At 47.2% G+C, this 20,000-nt stretch carries 11 protein-coding genes; 3 read left to right on the top strand and 8 right to left on the bottom strand.

What is annotated here, in order from left to right; genetic code table 11:
- Window positions 1-193: 193 nt before the first annotated feature.
- On the top strand, window positions 194-1,843 hold the full coding sequence (locus QUB10_RS12170; RefSeq protein ID WP_333202389.1) for an ABC transporter substrate-binding protein: 1,650 nt from the start codon (window positions 194-196) through the stop codon (window positions 1,841-1,843).
- A gap of 161 nt (window positions 1,844-2,004) precedes the next feature.
- Window positions 2,005-2,664: a pentapeptide repeat-containing protein gene (locus QUB10_RS12165; RefSeq protein ID WP_333202387.1), complete on the top strand. Its 660-nt coding sequence runs from the start codon at window positions 2,005-2,007 to the stop codon at window positions 2,662-2,664.
- A gap of 196 nt (window positions 2,665-2,860) precedes the next feature.
- On the opposite strand, the gene QUB10_RS12160 is transcribed toward QUB10_RS12165, so the two are convergent.
- The 4 genes from QUB10_RS12160 to acnB form a co-directional block, all read right to left on the bottom strand.
- Entirely contained in the window at window positions 2,861-3,241 is a 381-nt protein-coding gene (locus QUB10_RS12160; RefSeq protein ID WP_445300758.1) for a cupin domain-containing protein, read from the bottom strand.
- An 85-nt stretch (window positions 3,242-3,326) separates the two neighbouring features.
- Window positions 3,327-3,782: a nucleic acid-binding protein gene (locus QUB10_RS12155; protein ID WP_333202385.1), complete on the bottom strand. Its 456-nt coding sequence runs from the start codon at window positions 3,780-3,782 to the stop codon at window positions 3,327-3,329.
- The gene (locus tag QUB10_RS12150) at window positions 3,779-4,192 is read right to left on the bottom strand and encodes a hypothetical protein (protein ID WP_333202384.1); all 414 of its coding nucleotides are present in this window, start codon (window positions 4,190-4,192) and stop codon (window positions 3,779-3,781) included. The genes QUB10_RS12155 and QUB10_RS12150 overlap by 4 nt, the downstream gene beginning before the upstream one ends.
- Before the next feature lie 70 nt (window positions 4,193-4,262).
- Window positions 4,263-6,878, bottom strand: coding sequence for a bifunctional aconitate hydratase 2/2-methylisocitrate dehydratase (acnB, locus tag QUB10_RS12145; protein WP_333202382.1), 2,616 nt, complete (start codon window positions 6,876-6,878; stop codon window positions 4,263-4,265).
- A gap of 463 nt (window positions 6,879-7,341) precedes the next feature.
- Between acnB and QUB10_RS12140 the strand changes: the two genes are divergently transcribed.
- Complete coding sequence (locus tag QUB10_RS12140) at window positions 7,342-11,472, top strand: EAL domain-containing protein (RefSeq protein WP_333202380.1); 4,131 nt, start codon at window positions 7,342-7,344, stop codon at window positions 11,470-11,472.
- A 254-nt stretch (window positions 11,473-11,726) separates the two neighbouring features.
- Here QUB10_RS12140 and QUB10_RS12135 read toward each other — a convergent pair whose 3' ends face one another.
- From QUB10_RS12135 to QUB10_RS12120, 4 genes are all read right to left on the bottom strand, one after another.
- Entirely contained in the window at window positions 11,727-16,286 is a 4,560-nt protein-coding gene (locus QUB10_RS12135) for a PAS domain S-box protein (RefSeq protein ID WP_333202379.1), read from the bottom strand.
- Between the two features lie 1,271 nt (window positions 16,287-17,557).
- Window positions 17,558-18,511, bottom strand: a complete 954-nt coding sequence (gene mdh / locus QUB10_RS12130) for a malate dehydrogenase (RefSeq protein WP_333202377.1) — start codon at window positions 18,509-18,511, stop codon at window positions 17,558-17,560.
- 123 nt (window positions 18,512-18,634) lie between these two features.
- Window positions 18,635-18,850 (bottom strand): NAD(P)H-quinone oxidoreductase subunit O, encoded by a 216-nt coding sequence (locus QUB10_RS12125; RefSeq protein ID WP_015178120.1) that lies wholly within the window; start codon window positions 18,848-18,850, stop codon window positions 18,635-18,637.
- 187 nt (window positions 18,851-19,037) lie between these two features.
- Window positions 19,038-20,000 (bottom strand): DNA-formamidopyrimidine glycosylase, encoded by a 963-nt coding sequence (locus QUB10_RS12120; RefSeq protein ID WP_333202375.1) that lies wholly within the window; start codon window positions 19,998-20,000, stop codon window positions 19,038-19,040.

Raw genomic sequence — 20,000 nt, 5'->3', positions numbered from 1 at the left:
TGTGCGGTGAAAGTCGCAAGCACGGTTTCGGATGGGAGGGGTGGAGTAGTAATACTCCCCTCGACCCTAACAATCCCTGTGCCTTCAGGCCAGGGAGTGTCAAAGGAGAATCTATCAATAAATCCGGTTTCTAGTCTAATAGTGCGTAAGTCCTGATAATATAATCAATAATTTGGAGTGTCAAAAAAAGACGATGGGAATTAACAAGCAGCAGCCTAGAATACATATAAAACCTTCAGTGATTAAAGCGATAGCTCTGTTCTGTCTTTGCTGCTTGTTAACTGCAAGTTGTGGACAAAGAACACGTCCATCGGTCACTGCGAGCGGCGAAAATGCTAATAACCGCGTTACTATTGGCACAACTTTGAAATTGCGGACGATCGACCCTGCGGACGGTTACGAAACCTTATCTGGACAATTGCTACGCAATTTGGGCGACACTCTCTACGCCTACAAGTCGGGAACTACAGAGTTAATCCCCCACTTAGCGACAGCGATGCCAAAAGTTAGCCAAGACGGATTGACATATACAATCCCCTTGCGTCAAGGCGTTATTTTTCACGACGACACACCGTTTAACGCCGCCGCAATGGAATTTTCCTTGCAACGGTTTATCCAAAATGGCGGCAGTCCGGCTTTGTTGTTGAGCGATGCAGTAGAATCCGTGAAAGCGACGGGCGAATACGAATTAACTTTTCAACTCAAAAAGCCTTTTGCTGCTTTTCCTTCCCTGTTGACATTTTCGGGTATGTGTGCGGTTTCTCCGAAAGCATACGAGATTGGACAGGGTAAATTTAAACCCGATACCTTTGTGGGAACTGGACGTTACAAGCTGGCGAAGTACGGCAGCGATTCTCTCAAGTTTGATGTCTTTGACAAGTATTGGGGGGAAAAGCCGGTTAATCAAGGAATTGACATTTTGCTGCTTTCTAGTTCGTCAAATTTGTTCAATACTTTTCAGACTGGTGCAGTTGATGTGGCTTATTTGTCTCTGGATGCAGACCAAGTTCGCAGCTTGGATGAGGGAGCAAAAAAAGGGAAATGGCAGGAAATCGCGGGGGAAAGCAGTACGGTTAATTACATGACGCTGAATATGCAGTCTAAACCGCTGGACAAGTTAGAAGTGAGACAGGCCATCGCAGCAGTGATGGATCGCCCCTTGATTAACGAGCGCGTACTGCTGGGACAAGCACAACCGCTTTACAGTCTGATTCCTACAACCTTGGACGTTCAAAAACCGGTTTTCAAAGAACTGTACGGCGACGCCAACACGGCCAAAGCCAAGGAACTTTTAACGAAAGCGGGATACTCGGCCACAAATCCTTTTGTTCTGCAAATTTGGCATGCTTCGGCTTCAAGAAAAAGAGCTTTAGTCGCGAGTACGATCGAGGCCCAAACTAAACTCAAAATGGACGGGATAATGCAGGTAGAAATTAACAGCGTTGAATCTCCGACTTTGTTTCAAAACATAGAGAAGGGCATTTATCCAGCGGTTTTAGTGGATTGGTCGGCCGACTTTTTTGACGCTGACAATTACATTCAGCCGTTTTTAGATTGTGCCACAGGTTCGGAGGCTGGGGGCTGCTCCAAGGGTGCAAGTCAAAGTCAGGGTTCGTTTTATTATAGCGATCGGGTAAATGAACTGATCGACAAGCAACGAAAAGAAGCAAATCCCCAAACCCGCAAAGCCCTGTTTGCCGAAATTCAAGACATACTGGGTAAAGATGTACCTTTCATCCCTCTTTGGCAGGATAAGGACTATACTTTTGCTCAGAACAGCATCACCGGCGTCCGTCTCGAACCGACGCAATCTTTTCCTTTTTGGTTCCTGAAAAAGCAATAATTCGTTACAATAATTTTTGGGAGTTGAAACGTCAATAATTATTGCATAGTTTGTGCACAATAGGGTGATGATTGTCACAGTTTATCAAAGAGACTGATCACCCTAACCTCTTTAATGATGTGGGATATTATTAAGAGAGAGATATTGCTGAGGGTGGGTATATGAAACTTGGAATTTTAACAACAACAGGGCTGCTGATTGCGATCGGTTTGGCATCGGGAGTAAAGGCAGAAAACGTATCCCACGTCAAACAATTATTAGAAACTAAAAAATGTACCCAATGTGACTTGACAGGAGCGGAGCTTGCTGGTATTGATTTGACGGGCGCAGATTTGAGCGGTGCGAATCTGAGCGGTGCAAATTTGAACGGTGCAAATTTGAACGAAGCCAAACTGAATGAAGCAAATCTGAAACAAGCTAAATTGCAAGGTGCGAGTTTAATTGCGGCTAAAATGCACGGGGCTAATTTGGAGGGTGCTGATTTGAGCCGCGCTAATCTGAGTTTGGCGGGTTTAGTGATTGCGAGTTTGAAAAATACCAACCTCACCAGCGCTAATTTAATCGGCGCTAATTTAGAAAGCGCCAATTTGGCGGGTGCAAACCTGAGAAATGCTCGCCAGTCGGTAGCGAATTTATCTAATGTCAGCCTCAGAGGTGGCAGTTTGGCGGGAATAGACGTACAGGGAGTCAACTTGCGGGATGCTAATTTGACCGGTGCTAATTTGACCGGTGCTAATTTGAACGGTTCGGACTTGACAGGTGCTAATTTAAAGAATGCCAATATGGCAAATGTAGATTTGAAAAACGCTTCTTTGCCGTAGGACGATCGCCAATTGCTATATCAAATTCGGGTGATTAACCAATTTAATATAATAATCTAGGGGCAATTCTGAAATTGCCCCTAAATTTTTAATTGTAGGATTTATCTTGTTTCCGGTCGCTGCGTAGCGTAGGTCATTGTTGGGTGTGCGAAGCTTTTCCCTGGCGTCTACGATTGGTTCATATTTGGATCTAGGATCAATCTTGCTCGTGAGCATCTTGGGCGAAGCGGATAATGTCATCATCGCCGAGGTATTCACCATTTTGGATTTCAATCATCACCAGGGGAATAACGCCTGGATTTTCTACGCGGTGAGCAGTATTCATGGGAACGTAGGTTGACTGTTTCTGCATGAGAATCGTCTCTTTGTCGTCGCAGATAACTTTAGCGGTACCGGAGACGACAACCCAGTGCTCGCTGCGGTGATAGTGCATTTGGGTGCTGATGTGATGCCCCGGCTTGACTTCAATGCGATTGATCTTATAACGATCGCCCGCGTCTATGACTGTAACTTGACCCCAGTAGCGGGTTTGTGTGCGATCGTCAATTTTTTCGCTTGTGTCCACTGTTTCCACCATGCTGTTTATCTCGCTAACGGTGTCTGTAAAAATATCTGTAGTTGAAAGTATAGCAGGGATTGGGTAAGTGCGATCGATTTAAACATTACTGAATTAGCCGCCACTCGCGAGCATCAACAAATTGCGACAAATGCCCCACATTTGTTGTAGCAATTACCACATCATTGCCTTCACTTGCATCCAATATTGCTTGAGCCGCCAAAATCACATCCCCGTCAAGTGCATTGGCTTCTGCGGTTGGTCTTCCTCTCATTCTCGCTTGCGCCCACAACTGAGCCGCTAGAAGCATTACCTCTGTAGTCAAAGGACGGTATGTAAGTTGTAATTTCAATTCATCAAGCCGTTGAATACCTGCTAATTTACCTGCGCGGATCAACTCCCGTCGCACTTCGTAGTCAGCAATTTCAGGCAGAATTATTATTTCGCCCCTCCGCATTAAAGAGTTTAGCCAAACTTTGCACTCTTGAATTTCAGCAGAGGATGCTTTAGGGTTTGTTACCATTCCTAATGGGCCAGAGTCGAGAATTATTACTCTACTCATGGGAATAAGGGCCGATTAGAAAGGCGGTCTTCATCTAAAGCTTTACGGAGATATTCAGCGGTTTCTGTTTGTTCTTGTTCATCTCCCTCCTCAATCCATGAATTGATTAATTCAATTGCACCTTTATTTCTTTGTATCCGTTCCTCCAGCGACAGTTTAGTAATGTCTATTTTCTCAGATGTCTGGGGAGGCTCGGACCATACGGGCTTTACTGTCACCGTTTCCAGAAATAAGCGCATCATCTGAAGTAAATTCGGCCAATATTCTCTGGGAGTTTGCTGAATTACGCGGAGGAATTCCGCGATCGGCTGGCTTAATGGGCGATCGGTTTCTTTGTCTGCAACCGTAGGAGTTTCGGGGGCGGATTTTACGGTTCCTTGGCTTTCGCTGCTTAAAACTTGTTCCGACATAATTACTTTTTTCCTTTCTCTCATTTACTCATATTATAAACACAGGGCGGGCGAGCGCCCGCCCCGCTTTTTACTTGCTCAATACACCATCTGGAATCCCCAAAATATCCTCAATTCGAGGCATATCTTCCAAAGCAATAACTCGTCCTTCATCCTCAAAACCAGCAATTTGATCGAAATTCAAATACCGATACAAATCACCAGCAAAAGGATCGATTCTCTTCGACACAATGTCATTGTATTCTTGGACTGTGGGGATTCGACCTAACAGCGAACAAACGGCAGCCAATTCCGCAGAACCGAGATAAACTTGTGCATCTTTGCCCATGCGGTTGTTAAAGTTACGAGTTGAAGTTGAAAAAACCGTTGTCGCATCTTTAACCCGCGCTTGATTGCCCATACAAAGACTGCAACCAGGCATTTCTGTACGCGCTCCAGCGGCTCCAAAAATGCTGTAATAACCTTCTTCTTTGAGTTGCTGTTCGTCCATGCGAGTTGGCGGACAAATCCACAGGCGAGTTTTCACTTCCCCTGCACCTTCCAACACCTTCGCTGTGGCGCGGTAGTGACCGATATTTGTCATGCAAGAACCGACAAATACTTCGTCAACCCGATCGCCCGCAACCTCACTCAACAACTTAACATTATCCGGGTCATTGGGAGCAGCCACAATGGGTTCTGTAATCTCGTTCAGATCGATTTCGATGATTTCAACGTATTCCGCATCAGCATCAGCCTCCATCAGCACCGGATTTGCCAGCCATTCCTCCATCTTAGCCACCCGGCGCATCATCGTCCGCGCATCTTGATAGCCCCGCGCTACCATGTTTTTCAGCAGTGCGACATTGGAACGAATGTACTCGGAAACAGTCTCCACGCTCAATTTAATCGTGCATCCGGCGCAAGAACGCTCTGCAGTCGCATCGGTCAATTCAAAAGCCTGCTCAACCTTCAAATCGGGCAAACCTTCAATCTCCATAATCCGCCCAGAAAAGATGTTTTTCTTGTTCTGTTTCGCGACGGTTAGCAAACCTTTTTGAATTGCTACATAGGGAATGGCATTCACAACATCCCGCAGCGTTACTCCCGGCTGCAATTCACCTTTAAACCGCACTAAAACTGATTCCGGCATATCCAAAGGCATGACGCCCAAGGCAGCAGCAAATGCCACCAATCCCGAACCCGCAGGAAATGAAATCCCTAAAGGGAAACGAGTGTGAGAATCGCCGCCAGTTCCCACTGTATCTGGCAATAACATCCGGTTCAGCCAAGAGTGAATAATGCCGTCTCCGGGGCGCAAAGCTATGCCGGCGCGCTCTGCCATGAAATCGGGCAATTCATGGTGAGTTTTGACATCAACTGGTTTTGGATAAGCGGCGGTGTGGCAGAAACTTTGAATAACCAAATCGGCGCTAAATCCCAAACAAGCAAGTTCTTTCAATTCGTCGCGAGTCATTGGCCCGGTGGTATCTTGCGAGCCGACTGTTGTCATGACTGGTTCGCAAGATGTACCGGGGCGAACGCCGGACAAACCGCAAGCTTTGCCTACCATTTTTTGTGCTAAAGTGAAGCCTTTTCCCGTATCCACTGGGATTGTAGGACGGGTAAAAATAGTGCTAGGTTCTAGTCCTAAAGCTACGCGGGTTTTGTCGGTTAAAGTTCGTCCAATTAATAGCGGAATTCGGCCACCTGCGCGAACTTCGTCTAGAATTGTGTCAGGTTTGAGGGTGAAGGTGGAGATCATTTCTCCGGCTTCGTTGGTGATTTCGCCTTTGTATGGATGGATGGTAATTACCATTCCTGTTTCCATTTGGGAGACATCACATTCGATCGGCAATGCGCCGGAATCTTCAGCGGTATTGAAGAAGATCGGGGCGATCGCACTTCCTAAAATATAACCGCCACTGCGCTTGTTCGGCACAAACGGAATATCATTGCCAATGTGCCAGAGCACGGAATTAATCGCCGATTTCCGTGACGAACCAGTACCGACAACATCACCAACATAGGCTACGGGATGACCTTTTTGCTTCAAGTCGGCAATGGTTTGCAAAGCTCCTGGCATCTTACTTTCGAGCATCGCCAAAGCGTGTAGGGGAATGTCCGGCCGCGTGGTAGCATGAGGTGCAGGCGACAAGTCGTCAGTATTGGTTTCTCCAGGAACTTTGAAGACTGTAACGGTAATCGCTTCTGGCAATACAGGACGGCCTGTAAACCATTCGGCATCCGCCCAAGAATCGACTACCTGCTTGGCGTAGGGATTTGTATCAGACAAAGCTATAACGTCGTGGAAAGCGTCGAATACTAACAACGTTTTGCTCAGTGCCCGGGCGGCGGTGGCGGGAATGGCGATTTCGGCAGTGGGGTTGAGCAAATCGATTAAAGATTGGACGTTGTAACCGCCCATCATTGTCCCCAGCAGGTAAACTGCCCATTTGGGAGCAATTAGGGGGCTGTGGATTTCGCCTTTAGCAATGCCAGTTAAAAAACCAGCTTTGACGTAGGCGGCGCTGTCTACGCCTGGGGGGACGCGATCGCGCAATAATTCTATTAAGGTTTCTTCTTCTTGTGCCGGCGGATTTTTCAGCAGTTCACACAGTTCCGACGTTTGCTGGGCGTCTAGCGGCAGGGGTGGAATTCCCAAAGCTGCCCGTTCGGCAGCCGTACGGCGGTAAGATTCAAGCATTTCTCCTCTCTCCTCGGATAGTATTCGGTGGTTGTGTGTAGGTGACTTTACTTTTTAGATTAGGAGCTTCCGCTGCACATTGGGTAAAGTACCTCGCCATACATCAAAACTTAACGCAACTTTAAAAACAGTAGATTGTCATACCAAAGACAGATGTGGTCTTTAACGGGAGAGCAGCGTATCAAACTTCAGCCGAGCAGTTTAGGGGCCTTCAGTTGCATAGTTCTGGTTAAGATTAATGTGTTGTAGGCTACTGTAGATCCTCCTCTGCATCTGAAATCGTCATTTACCAATAATCTGGACTGTTTTTAGTTCGTAGTTTGAAACCCTTGATTGTCCGTTGGTAGCTCGATTGGCGAATCGCCTTGAAACCTTTATTCTACGAGTGCTAATTAAAAACCGTCCGCAGTATTGATTGACCACAAGTTTAAAAAAGTTGTCCTGCTAATGGATCGATTAAACAATGGAAAGTTTTATCCCTGAAAACTCTGAAAACTGTCACGGCTGGGCCTCCAAGCCAGACTTGTACAAAGAGCTGCAAGGAACCAAAGAATTACTGCTGACGATCGCCAACTCGATGCCAATACCCCTGATCGTGAGCAGTCTGGCGGACGGCACAATTATTTATAGTAACGATTTATGTCGTCAGGCTTTCGGGTTCACAGGATTCAAGTCGATCGACCGCCAAAAAGCCGAAATGCTCTACCACAAGCCTGCAGAGCGCCAGGAATTGCTGTTGCGGCTCGCCCGCAACGGACACGTCCGCGAGACAGAAGTCCGGCTTAAAAAAGCTGACGGCACCCTGTTTTGGGCGAGTGTATCGATGCGGTATCTGACATTGGTGTCGGGGAAAGCTGTTCTGTCGGTGTTCACCGACATTACGGATCGGAAACGAGCCGCCGCGAAGGAGCAGGAATTGCTCACGTCAATCCACTCGCGGGCCCGCCAGCAAGCGGCCGTCGCTTACTTGGGGCAGCAGGCCCTGGCCGAAACAGATTTGTCCGCACTGATGGACAAAGCTGCGGTTTTAATTGCTCAAACCCTGGACGTTGATTATTGCCAGGTGTTAGAACTGTTGCCCTCTGGTCATGCTTTTATGCTGCGAGCGGGGGTTGGCTGGCAGCCGGGCCTCGTCGGCAGCGCTACTGTTGCCGCTTCTGCCCGATCGCAAGCAGGTTACACATTGCTAGTGGGCGAACCGACAATCGTCGAAGATTTGCGGGTGGAAACGCGCTTTAGCGAGTTGCCGCTACTGCACAACCACCGGGCTGTCAGTGGCGTTACTGTAATTATTCCCGGCAATCGGGGACTGGGGAGGAACTGGGGACAAGCAGAACCAGCCAACAGTTCCTCCTCGCCGGCCTGGGGCATTTTGGGGGTTCATACCAGCCAAGGGCGGGTTTTCACTCAAGATGACGTTTATTTTGTAGAAGCGATCGCCAACGTGTTAGCTGCGGCGATCGAGCGGATTCGCTCGCAAGAGCGTTTGCAAATGATGGAACGGGCGATCGAAAGTTGCAGCAACGGCATTGCAATCACCGACGCAACCGTTGCAGATAATCCGATTATTTATGTCAATCCCAGTTTTGAGCGGATTACGGGTTATAGCAGAGACGAGTTAATAGGCAAAAATTGCCGATTTTTACAGGGTACAGACACTGACAGCCCCGCTGCCAAAGAATTGCGAATTGCGATTGAAGAAGGCAGAGAAGCTCAAGTTATATTACGCAACTTTCGGAAAGACGGCACGCCTTTTTGGCACGAACTGTCGATCGCTCCGGTTTACAACTCGCGGCGACACTTAACCCACTTTATTGGAGTACAAACAGACATTACCGACCGCCAGCGCTCGGAAGAAGAATTATTTTTAAATTCTCAAGCTTTAGCAGCTTTTAGCGCTAATCTCAAACACTTGCACCGGATTACAACTTATCATTATCAAAACTTTGAAGAACTGGTTGACGATTATCTAACAGCAGGCTGTTTGATGTTTGGACTTTCAAGGGGCATCATGGCTGAAGTTGACAACGAGACTTTTATTGTTCGAGCAGCTAAAACAGAGTTGGAATACTTCGTGCGAGGTTTAGAATTGAACCTCAGCGATACTTACTGCGCCGCAGTCATTAAACTTAACAAAACAGTTGCGTATTCTCATATAGGAGCAGATATTGAGATGCGCGGACATCCTGCTTATCAGAACTGCAAGGCGGAATCTTACATTGGAACGCCGATATTTGTTAACAATAAAACTTACGGCACTTTGAGTTTTAGTTCGCCAGAAATCAAGAAAAGAAAGTTCAAGTACGAGGAAATAGAAATTATAGAATTGATGGCTCAAAGTATTGGGAAAATTCTGGCGGTTCACCAAATGGAACTCGAACGCCAGCAAGCTGAAAAAGAGCGATGCGAGTTAATAGTATCTCTCAAAGAAAGTGAAGAACGCTATCGCCGTTTAGTAGAACTATCTCCCGAAGCGATCGCCGTTCACAGTCAAGGGAAAATCGCCTACATCAATGCTGCCGGCGCGAAACTCCTCGGTGCGAGCTCTCCCGAAGCGCTGATTGGCTTTCCCATATTGCATTTCGTCCATCCAAACTATGTGGAAATAGCCACAGAGCGCATTCGGCTAGTCGAGATAGAAAATCAGCCACTCGACCTTGCCGAACAAAAACTGATGCGGCTCGACGGACAAATAATAGACGTTGAAATGGCCGGCATCCCCGCTATTTATCAAGGCTCGACGGCCGGCCAGATTATTATCCGAGATGTCACCGAGCGCAAGCGAGTAGAACGGCAACTGCTGCACGGCGCTTTTCACGATGCGCTGACGGGTTTGCCCAACCGGGTTTTGTTCATCGACAGGCTAGGACAAGCCATCCGCCGATCCAATCAGTCCCCCGATTACAAATTTGGTTTACTTTTCCTAGATTTAGACCGCTTCAAAGTAGTTAATGATTCTTTAGGACACGTTTTAGGAGACAAACTGCTAATTGCCCTCGCCCAGCGACTGCAAACCTGCGTCCGGGTTTCTGATACCGTCGCCCGACTGGGGGGAGACGAATTCACCATCCTGCTAGACCACATTCAGAGCCTCAGCGACGCCACCCTCGCAGCTAAAAAGATACAAACAGAACTGACGAAGCCGTTTCATCTCGAAGGGCACGAAGTATTTACCACTGCTAGCATTGGCATTGTTTTCAGTCGAGGCGAAGCCACCGCCAGTGGCGAATTAAATTCGTACACTCACCCGGAAGAATTCCTACGCGATGCTGACATCGCTATGTACCGCGCTAAAGCTTTGGGTAAGGCCCGCCACGAAGTGTTTAATTTGGCGATGCACGACCAAACTATGTCGCTGTTGCAGTTAGAAACTGACCTGCGGTTGGCTATTTTGGGCAAGGAGGAATTAGGAGAGAGCAAGGATCAACGTTCGCACTTTATTGTGCACTACCAACCGATTGTTTCGCTCGCCAGCGGTGCGCTCGAAGGTTTTGAGGCCTTGGTGCGCTGGCACCACCCAGTTCGGGGTCTAGTTCCGCCGTCTACTTTTATCCCTGTAGCTGAAGAAACAGGTTTGATCGTGCCTCTGGGAGCCTGGGTGTTGCGGGAAGCTTGTCAGCAATTGCGGATTTGGCAAGAAATGTTAACCGAGGAACAGGGAAGAAGTCCAATGGAAGTCGGAACAAAGCCCTTTGACTCCTTTCGGCTGCACTCAGGGCGAGTCGCTCAGCGTAACCAGAAGGAAGAAGGCGCTTCGACTTCGATCCGGGTAACCACAGAGAAAAGGGCAACGGGCAATGTAGGGGATTTAACTGATGTAACAGATACAGGGCATGAGGAACACGGAACTTTTACTGATCGTAGCCCCAGTATTGGTCACAGGGAAGAAAGAATCGGTAAAAAATTACCAATTCCCAGTTACCAATTCCCGATTACCGATTTCCACTCCTCTATTACCAATTCCCAATTCCCAATTACCAATACTTCGGCTACATTAAGTACAACTTCCCAGGTACCAATTCCGAATTTTAAATTACCCATTATTGATCCTTCGCAATTAACAATGAGCGTCAATCTTTCTCCTAAACAGTTAGGTTTCCCGAATTTAATCGATGAAATAGATGACATTTTAGCAGAAACTGGCTGCGATCCGAGCTGTTTAAAATTGGAGATTACTGAAAGCGCGATCGTGGAAAATGTCAAGAAAGCCAATATTGTGCTAGCCGAATTAAAAGGTAGAAATATTCGATTGTCGATCGACGATTTCGGTACAGGCTATTCGTCTTTAAGTTACTTGCACCGTTTTCCGCTGGATACACTGAAGATCGATCGATCTTTTGTGAGCCGCTTGGGGGCTGTCGAAAACGGTGACGACGGGGGTCAGCCTTTGCAGATTGTGCGGGCGATCGTAACTTTGGCTCACAATTTAGGATTAAATGCGATCGCCGAAGGTGTAGAAACAGCCGAACAGTTATCACAGCTTCGAGAACTAGACTGCGAATTAGCTCAGGGATATTGGTTTTCTAAACCTTTGGACAGTTCTGCAGTGACAGAAATCCTGATAAATCTCGGTAATATAGAAATTAGGGACTGATTGAGGTACAGATTGGTAAATGGTGGGTCACCCCATGAAGACATTTTTGCTACAAACTCACAATCTCAAAACTGATGCACCGGCCAGAGAAATTATCTTTTTCAAACCGTAGATGAGGGCAGATTAACACAGATTAACGCAGATGAATGAACTCAATTCCCGTTGTACCGTCCGTGGTAGAGTATTGACTGGATTTGACGCACAGTAACGCTTTCGCAATTGCCAATTGCCAATTACAACTTACCAATTCCCTATTAACAATTAGCTTTGAGGGGAATCTCGATCGCCAATTCTGTACCCTGTCCCGGCGAAGAAGTGCATTTGAGCGACCCGTTATGTCTGTCTGTAACAATTTGATAGCTAATTGACAAGCCCATCCCAGTGCCTTTACCCACAGGTTTAGTGGTAAAAAACGGGTCAAAAAGCCGAGTGCCGACAGTCTCCGGTATTCCCGGCCCGTTGTCAGCAATCCGAATGATTACTTTGCCCGCTGGCGATATTTCAGTGCGGATGCGGATGTGGCTGGGCTTTTGCCGCATTTCCTCAGCAGAACGGCGCAGATCCCGTTCTTCCAAAGCATCCAAAGCATTGCTCAAGATGTTCATAAATACTTGATTTAACTGTCCGGCATAACATTCTACTAAGGGAAGTTGAGCGTATTCTTTAATCACCTCAATTTCTGGATGATTGTGTTTAGCTTTAAGCCTGTGCTGCAAAATCATCAGGGTGCTATCTATGCCGTCGTGGATGTTGACTGCTTTCATTTCCGCTTCGTCCATGCGGGAAAATGTGCGGAGAGAAGCAACAATTTGTTGAATTCTGTCTGCACCGACTTTCATTGAAGAAAGCAACTTGGGCAAGTCTTTCATCAAAAAGTCCAGTTCAATATTGTCTACTTCTTCTTGAATTTCTGGGACTGGATCGGGATAGTGATTTTGGTAAAGTTCGATTAGGTGTAGCAAGTCTTGGGTATAGTCGTTGGCGTGGCTGAGATTGCCGTAAATAAAGTTAACTGGGTTGTTGATTTCGTGGGCGACTCCTGCCACAAGTTGACCGAGAGATGACATTTTTTCGTTTTGAATTAACTGCGATTGAGTGCTGGTTAATTTCTGCAAGGTTTGCTCTAATTCGCGAGCTTTATTGCGAGTTTGGGCGTAAAGATCGGCTTGGTTGAGAGCGATCGCCAATTGAACTGTAACCGCTTGCAATAATTCTACTTCGCCCTCACTCCAGGGTCGCACAGCAGCGGAGTGGGCGCAGGTAACAACGCTCACTACTCCCGAAAGTGCCTGCATCGGAATTGCTAAAACAGATTGGTAGCCTAGAGAGTTAAGAGACCTTCTCCAAACAGGGTCTGCGATCGCTCCGACATCATCGATTTGCAGCGTTTCTAGACGCAACATCTGTTCTCCTATAGTGCCGAAGTCAGAAGCTTTATAGCAACCTATTAAATCGGGAAGTTCTCTTCTGCGAGATTCTTGAATAATTTCCCAAAAAGCTTCTTCTTGTTCGCTGCGGCACCATGAAAAATAGCACCGATCGATCTGCATGAAAGCCCGAATTTCTTGGACTGCGACAGCAATAATGCTGTCGAAATCGAGGGAATTGCGGATTTGAGTCGTGAGGTTGTTGAGCAATTTTTCTCGATCTGCCTGCTGTCTGAGTCGGGCTTCCGATCGCCTCAAGGCAATTTCTCCCCGCTTGCGTTCGGTAATGTCTTCGGTGACAGCTAATAGATATTGCGGTTTGCCATCAGCATCGAGTATTGCTGTTTTCTTCGTATGAAATATCCGCGTTTCTCCCTGGCTCGTTTCAATCTCTTCTTCGGCGATTTCTACAATTTGCCCGCTATTGAGCACTTCCCGGTCTTTGGTGGTGAAAAAATCAGCTTGTTCTGTTGGGAAAAAGTCGTAATCATTTTTGCCGATTACTTCTGCTGCACTGAAACCGAGTAACTGTTCAGCTACTGGGTTCCACAGTACAAATCGCAGTTCTTGGGCATCCTTGGCAACCACTCCTACGGGTATGGTTTTGAGTACGGACTCCATAAACTGTTGCGCGTGTTGGAGTTCTGCTTCTGCCTGTTTGCGATCGCTAATATCTCGGACGTTGGCAATGACGGTGAGATTGCCGTTGAGATGAATTCTGGACAGGGCAACTTCTGCATCAAAGGTTGAACCGTCGTTGGGACGCCTCGCTTTCCATTCCACGCGGGGTGTTTCGCCTGCTAATACTCTTTCCCAAAGTTCTTCAATTTGTTCAATGGGATTGTCGGCGCTTGAATAGTCGTTTTTAATTGATAAATTTTTTGCTTGTTCGGAGCTCACTCCGTACATTTCTAACATTCGATTATTGACATCGAGAATGTTGCCTTCTAAATCGTGAATGAAGATAGCATCGTAGACATTGTTAAATATGGTTCGCAGGTTTTGCTCGGAAACTTGCAGCGCTGCTTCTGCAAGTTTTCGATCGCCAATTTCTTGTTCTAATTGCGTGACTGCTTGGGAAAGTTCGGCCGTGCGATCGCTCACTCTGTCTTCTAACTCGACTGCTGCTTGCCGCAGTGCTGCTTCGGCGGCTTTGCGATCGGTAATGTCGATCGCCGTACCGAACAGTTTTACCACCTTGCCGTTGACATCGGTTTCGGCTCTGCCCACGGCGTTCACGTGTCGCAAGATGCCGTCGGGACGGTAAAGGCGAAAGTCAAAATCAAAAGGGATGCCTGTTGCGAGTCCCTGCTGCACTTGAGTTTGCCACAATTCCAAATCTTCTGGATGAATCAGAGCTACCTGTTCGGCTATGTTGGGCGCGATGGGGGCTGGTTCGAGTCCGAAGATGCGGAAAAGTTCTTCCGACCAAGTGAGGGTTTCGGTGGCTGCGTCGAGTTCCCAATTGCCGACGTGGGCGAGTCTCTGGGCTTCTTCTAGCTGCCGCTGGCTTTTGCGGATGGCGGTTTCGGCAACTTTGCGATCGGTAATGTCGAGCGCGACGCCGGAAAATACGATTTCGCCGTTCTCGTTGCGGGTGGGCATGGAGTCGCCCTGCCACCAGCGAATCTCGCCGTCGGGCTTGACTAACTGCCCTTCGTAGTGCCACAGGGAGAGGTTTTCTATGGCCTGGTTCACCGAAGCGATGTAGCCTTCCAAGTCTTCGGGATGGACGCGGGAAATGAATGTATTGATGTCTTGCATCATTTCTGCTGCGGTAACGCCACTGATATCGAAGATGCGATCGCTCATGTAGTCAATGCGCCAAATTCCGTCACGGTTGCAAAACTGGAACAGAGCTCCGGGCATGGTGGCTGCGATCGTCCGAAACTTGGTTTCGCTGGCACTGAGTGCGGCAAAAGTCTGTCGCAGTTCGGCTGTGCGCGCTTCTACTCTGCGCTCTAGTTCTGCGTTGGCGTGTTGTAAGGCTGCTTCTGCTCGCTTGCGATCGGTAATGTCGGCGGCTGTACCTGTGGTGCAGAGGAAGTTTCCGGTTTCGTCGTACAGGGCGATCGCGTTAAACATCAAATGTTTCATGCTGCCGTCTTTGGCGATTTGGGTGGTTTCGTACTGGAAAATTGATTCTCCGGCAAACAGGCGGGCGAAAACTTCTAAATCTTTCTGGCATTGTTCTGGTGTCACAAAGTCGGAGAAGGGCCTACCGATCATTTCTTCTGGTTCGTAACCGTAGATGTACTTAACTGCTGGGTTGACGAAGGTGTAGCGTCCTGAAGCATCTACCGACCAAATCATGTCTTGGGAGGTTTCTACCAGGCTGCGGTATTTGCTTTCGCTGGCTTTGACGGCTTCTTCTGCTTGTTTGCGTTCCGTCATGTCGCGGGAGACGCCGACAGTCATGACGATTTGGCCGTCTGCGTTGCGGATCGGTGTTTTGACGGTGCTGAACAGCCGCACTTCTGAGTCGTAGCGCGTCACTGGTTCTTCGGAAATTTGCAGAGTCTGTCCGGTTTCAAATACGAAGGCGTCATCTCTGACGTACTGGAGGGTATTGTCGGGATCGGCGAAAGGTGCGTCTAGGATGTCTTGAAGTTCCTCTTGAGTCATGCCGTAATAGTCGCGGAATGCTTGATTTGCCCAAACAATTTTGGATTTGGGGCCTTTGACTAATACCATATCGGCGATCGAATCGAGAATTTGGTGATATTTTTGCTCGCTGTCGCGGAGTTTCTGCTGTGCTGCTTCGATTTGTGCTATTTGCCTCTGAGTTTGTAAGTGCAGTTCGGCTTGGTGGATGGCAACTGCTAAATGATCGCCTACTTGTCTGGCAAATTCGATTTCGTCTTCTTGCCAATCGCGGGGATTGCCGCAGGAGTGAATGCACAGCAATCCCCACAAATGTTTCCCTTGCAGCAGGGGTACGACTAAGTTGGCTCGAATTTGAAATCGCTTGAGGATTTTGAGGTGACAAGGGCTCAACCGGGCTTTGTAGATGTCCGTGACAGCTTGAACGTAACCTTTGGCATACTTGGCGGCAAATTGTTCGCCGAAACAGTAGTCGCGGACTCTTGCTCCCAAAGATGGGCTGTATTGGGGCAGTACGTCTTCGGACACTACTTCGCCCTCATTCCATTCGGATTCGGGAAAGAATCGGTAGACGGCGACTCGATCGGCATTTAGGAGTTGCCGAACTTCGGTGGCTGTGATTTTGAATATTGTTTCTAAGTCTAGGGATTCACGAATTTTGCCAATCACTCCCATCAGCGCTTGCAGCTTTTTGAACCAGGTTTGAGACTGCGTTTCTCTTTCTAGGTGAGCTAGTTTCTCGCGCAGGTTGCAAACTTCGTAATACAGGTATTCATGAAACATAATGCTTTTTCTTTAGTTATTTTGCGGTTTGGTATCGAGGTTGATGGCATCTCAATAGCGCTCTGCAAGTTGAGTCTGGTAAGTCAAAAAGGCAAAGAACCTATTCTCCTCCTTCTGCTAGCACTTAGCAGCTACTCACACTGCATTTCCGTATTTTTTCGAGATTTGGAGGTCTATCGACCATCTTAGCTCCCGTATATTTACTGAAAAAGTGGCATAATTTGCTACTTCATTAAGTATCAATTATTGAGAATAATGCTAACAAAACTTACACATAAACCCGGTTTATTAACGTAATCAAGTCAGGGAATCTCCGAAAGTGGAAACAAGAAACCCGGTTCCATTTCGCGATCGGGAGGAGCGTCTCTGACTAATTTTGACATTTTTTTTGCTCGCCTTCGGTTTCTATTGTCACCTTTTTATTATTACCGCAAACTCGATTAATGGTTTCCTTGTTTTGGCGATTGAATATCCTGTTGGGAACACGTCTTTTAAAATTTGTTTGAATTTCGGCGATCGCCTTTTCTAGAGTTTTAAGTAATGCTCGATTTATAGCAATCCTAAATGATTATACTCGTTACCAGGAAGAGCGTGGTAACGCATATCCGGAGGAAGAGCCTCCATAGTCTGGGCCGAGGCAGAGCCTCGCTTACATCGGTTCCCAGGCAGAGCTTGGGAACCAGTTAAAAAATGGCAGATTTTTGCTTGAATTTCTACAGAAACTGTGAGGGTATTGTCGCGCAAACCAAGTTCAACTGCTTTTGCCAGTTTTTTGCGTTGTCAGCAAGTTTTTGATAGTAAATTTTATACCAATTATCCAAAATCTTGCAACAGTTATGAGTTTTTGGTGTGTTTCCTGAAACACTGTAAGCTGTTCTCCATTTAAATTGTGTGTCAAAAATAACTCAAATTATTGTGGGATGGGCACGCGAGCCCGTCCCGAATATGCAATTTAAACGCGCAACAGCTTATGCACCGGTGCGGATCTGTGAGAGAGTCGCTTTTTTTGATAACTTTTCTAGGGCGACGCACCCGGAGCGCTACTGTTGCATGATTTTTGATAATTAGTATTATATTTATCAATCGGTTCCTTGCTGCCATTTTGTAGCTGGTGCAATACAGCCTAACAAAGATGATCGATAATATTTATCAAAGGACTGTTGAAATCCGAGAACCCAACTTCCGACAGAGCGATCGCACTATCATACTCAGTATAAGTTATTATATTGAAGCGACGAGCAGGCTGCTTTTCTCAACGAACTCCTACAAGCTTAAGAAGCCGTTTTCAGTATAGCCCTGGCTTCCTCAATATTTTGGGCAACCAATTTCCCCGACTCGATAAAGGCTGCTCTTTCGGTATCGCTGAGTTCAAGTTCCACTACTTGTTCGACTCCCTGATACCCCAAGCGGCAGGGCACTCCTAAAAAGATATCTTGCACGCCGTATTCGCCGTGCAAATAAACGCAGCAAGGCAACAGTCGCGACTGATTAAATAAAATAGATTCTACCATCAAACAGACAGCAGATGCGGGTGCAAAATAAGCACTACCAGTCTTCATCAATTCTACAATTTCTGCGCCACCGTGGCGAGTCCGCTGTACGATTCGATCGATCGCCCCAGCATCCATAAGTTGATTGATGGGAATACCGTTGACAGTAGAATAGCGGGGCAAAGGAACCATCAAATCGCCATGAGAACCGATAACAGTGGCATTGACTTGAGCATTTGAAACGCCCAATTCCATTGCAATAAAAGTTTGAAAGCGGGCGGAGTCGAGAACTCCCCCCATCCCCATGACTCGGTGTTTGGGCAAATCTGCCGCTTCCCAAGCTAAATAAGTCATGATATCTAGGGGATTTGTGACTGTGATTAAGACTGCTTCGGGAGAATGCTCGATCGCCTGTTTTGTGGCTTCGGTGACAATTCGAGCATTGATTTTAATTAAATCTTCGCGATTGATACCGGGCTTGCGTGGCACTCCGGCGGCAATTACTATGATATTTGAGTTTGCCGTATCTGTATAATTATTTGTACCGACAATTTGGCGATCGTGACGTTCCACTCCCCTGGCTTCCATCAAATCCAAAGCAACGCCCTGCGGCCAACCCTCCACAATATCTAGCAATACTACATCTGCCAGATTTTTCTCAGCAATTCGCTGGGCTAACGTACTGCCGACTTTGCCTGCACCAATAATTGATACGCGGTTTGATGGAGAATTCATTGGGTTTTAGGTTTTAGATTTTAGATTTTAGATTTTAGATTTTAGCAATCAGCTTAATTGGGGAAAGGTGCGCGGTGTGCACCCTTCGCTACATTAAGAACAGTGAGGTTTAGTTGTGGTGAGTTACTTAAAATCTTCGAGTTGGTCTACCCGCAGCCAAATATTGGGGGTGGGAACTTTGCCAAATTTGACGAAGGCATAGTCGCCACGAACATCCATCACTTCGCCCTTTGTTTCAAATATATAGGAGGAAAAGCGCTGGTCGCTGGCTTTGGCTTCTAGACTGTTTTCCAATTTTTCGCGTACAGCGCGAACTATACTGCCTTTCTTGATTGCCATAACTTGCTTTGTTTAGTTTAAAAAACTATACAAATTTTAATCTAGATTTGGCTGCAAAGTCACTCGGCGATTGAAATCGCTACTAAACAAACGAAGTCACTCCAAGCTGACTAAGGAATAAAGGAGTGCGATTCGTGGGGTACATCTAAAATCTAAAATCTCAAGCCAAAAATCCATTAACTGCTTCCTATGTCTGACAAATGGGGCAAAAATGAGTCGATCGCCCTGCTAATTTTATACGTTCGATGCTTGTGGAGCAAGTGCGGCAGGGTTGACCAGCGCGATTGTACACCCAAGCGACGCCACCGTAGTTGCCGTTGACACCTTGGACGTTGAGAAAATTGCTAAAAGTGGTGCCACCGGATTCGATCGCCTTCTGTAAAACTTGAATAATAGCTGTATGGATGCGCCCAATTTGCTCTGGCGTCAAATCCGCGCACAGAGTTGTGGGCATCACTCCCGACAAAAACAAAGTTTCGTCTGCGTAAATATTGCCCAAACCAGCTATCAGTGACTGGTCTAGCAAAGCTGTTTTAATGGCTCGCGCCCGTCGGTGCAGCTTGCGGGCCAAATATTCGGTTGTAAATTCGTCGGAAAACGGTTCAGGGCCTAAGAGTTTCAGACCGATGACTGTGCTCGAAACCTCGGTTTCTGCGGGCACGTACCACATTTGCCCGAAGGTGCGCTGGTCTACAAACCGCAGTTCTTGGTTTCCCTCAAAAAACAGCCGTACTCGCGCGTGTTTTTGCAGGGGTTCGGATCGGTTCACCCACAGCAGTTGTCCTGTCATCCGCAGGTGAACGCCCAACCAGCCGGCTTTTGAAGGCAAAAGGGAGGGGGAGAAAGAAGGCGTTGGGGAAGAGTTTGGAGTTTGGGCAAGAAATTCTCCCACTCTCCCCCTCTCCCCCTCTCCCTCTCTCCCCCTTTCCCTTTCTCCTTCTGGGAATTGAGATAGTTCTGCCAGTAGATATTTGCCGCGTCTGTACCAGCGGGCGATCGACTTTCCTTTGAGTTTTGTCAAAAAATCGGTCGCAGAGATTGAGCGGGCGATCGTGCTGTTTAACAACACGTCCCCGCCCAACATTTCTCGATCGAGGGTTGCTTGATTCAAACCCCGGCAAATAGTTTCAACTTCTGGCAGTTCTGGCAC

Source organism: Microcoleus sp. B5-D4, assembly GCF_036705145.1.
GTDB lineage: Bacteria > Cyanobacteriota > Cyanobacteriia > Cyanobacteriales > Microcoleaceae > Microcoleus.
The sequence above is the reverse complement of the archived record's forward strand: the minus strand, read 5'-3'. Positions and strand labels throughout refer to the sequence as shown.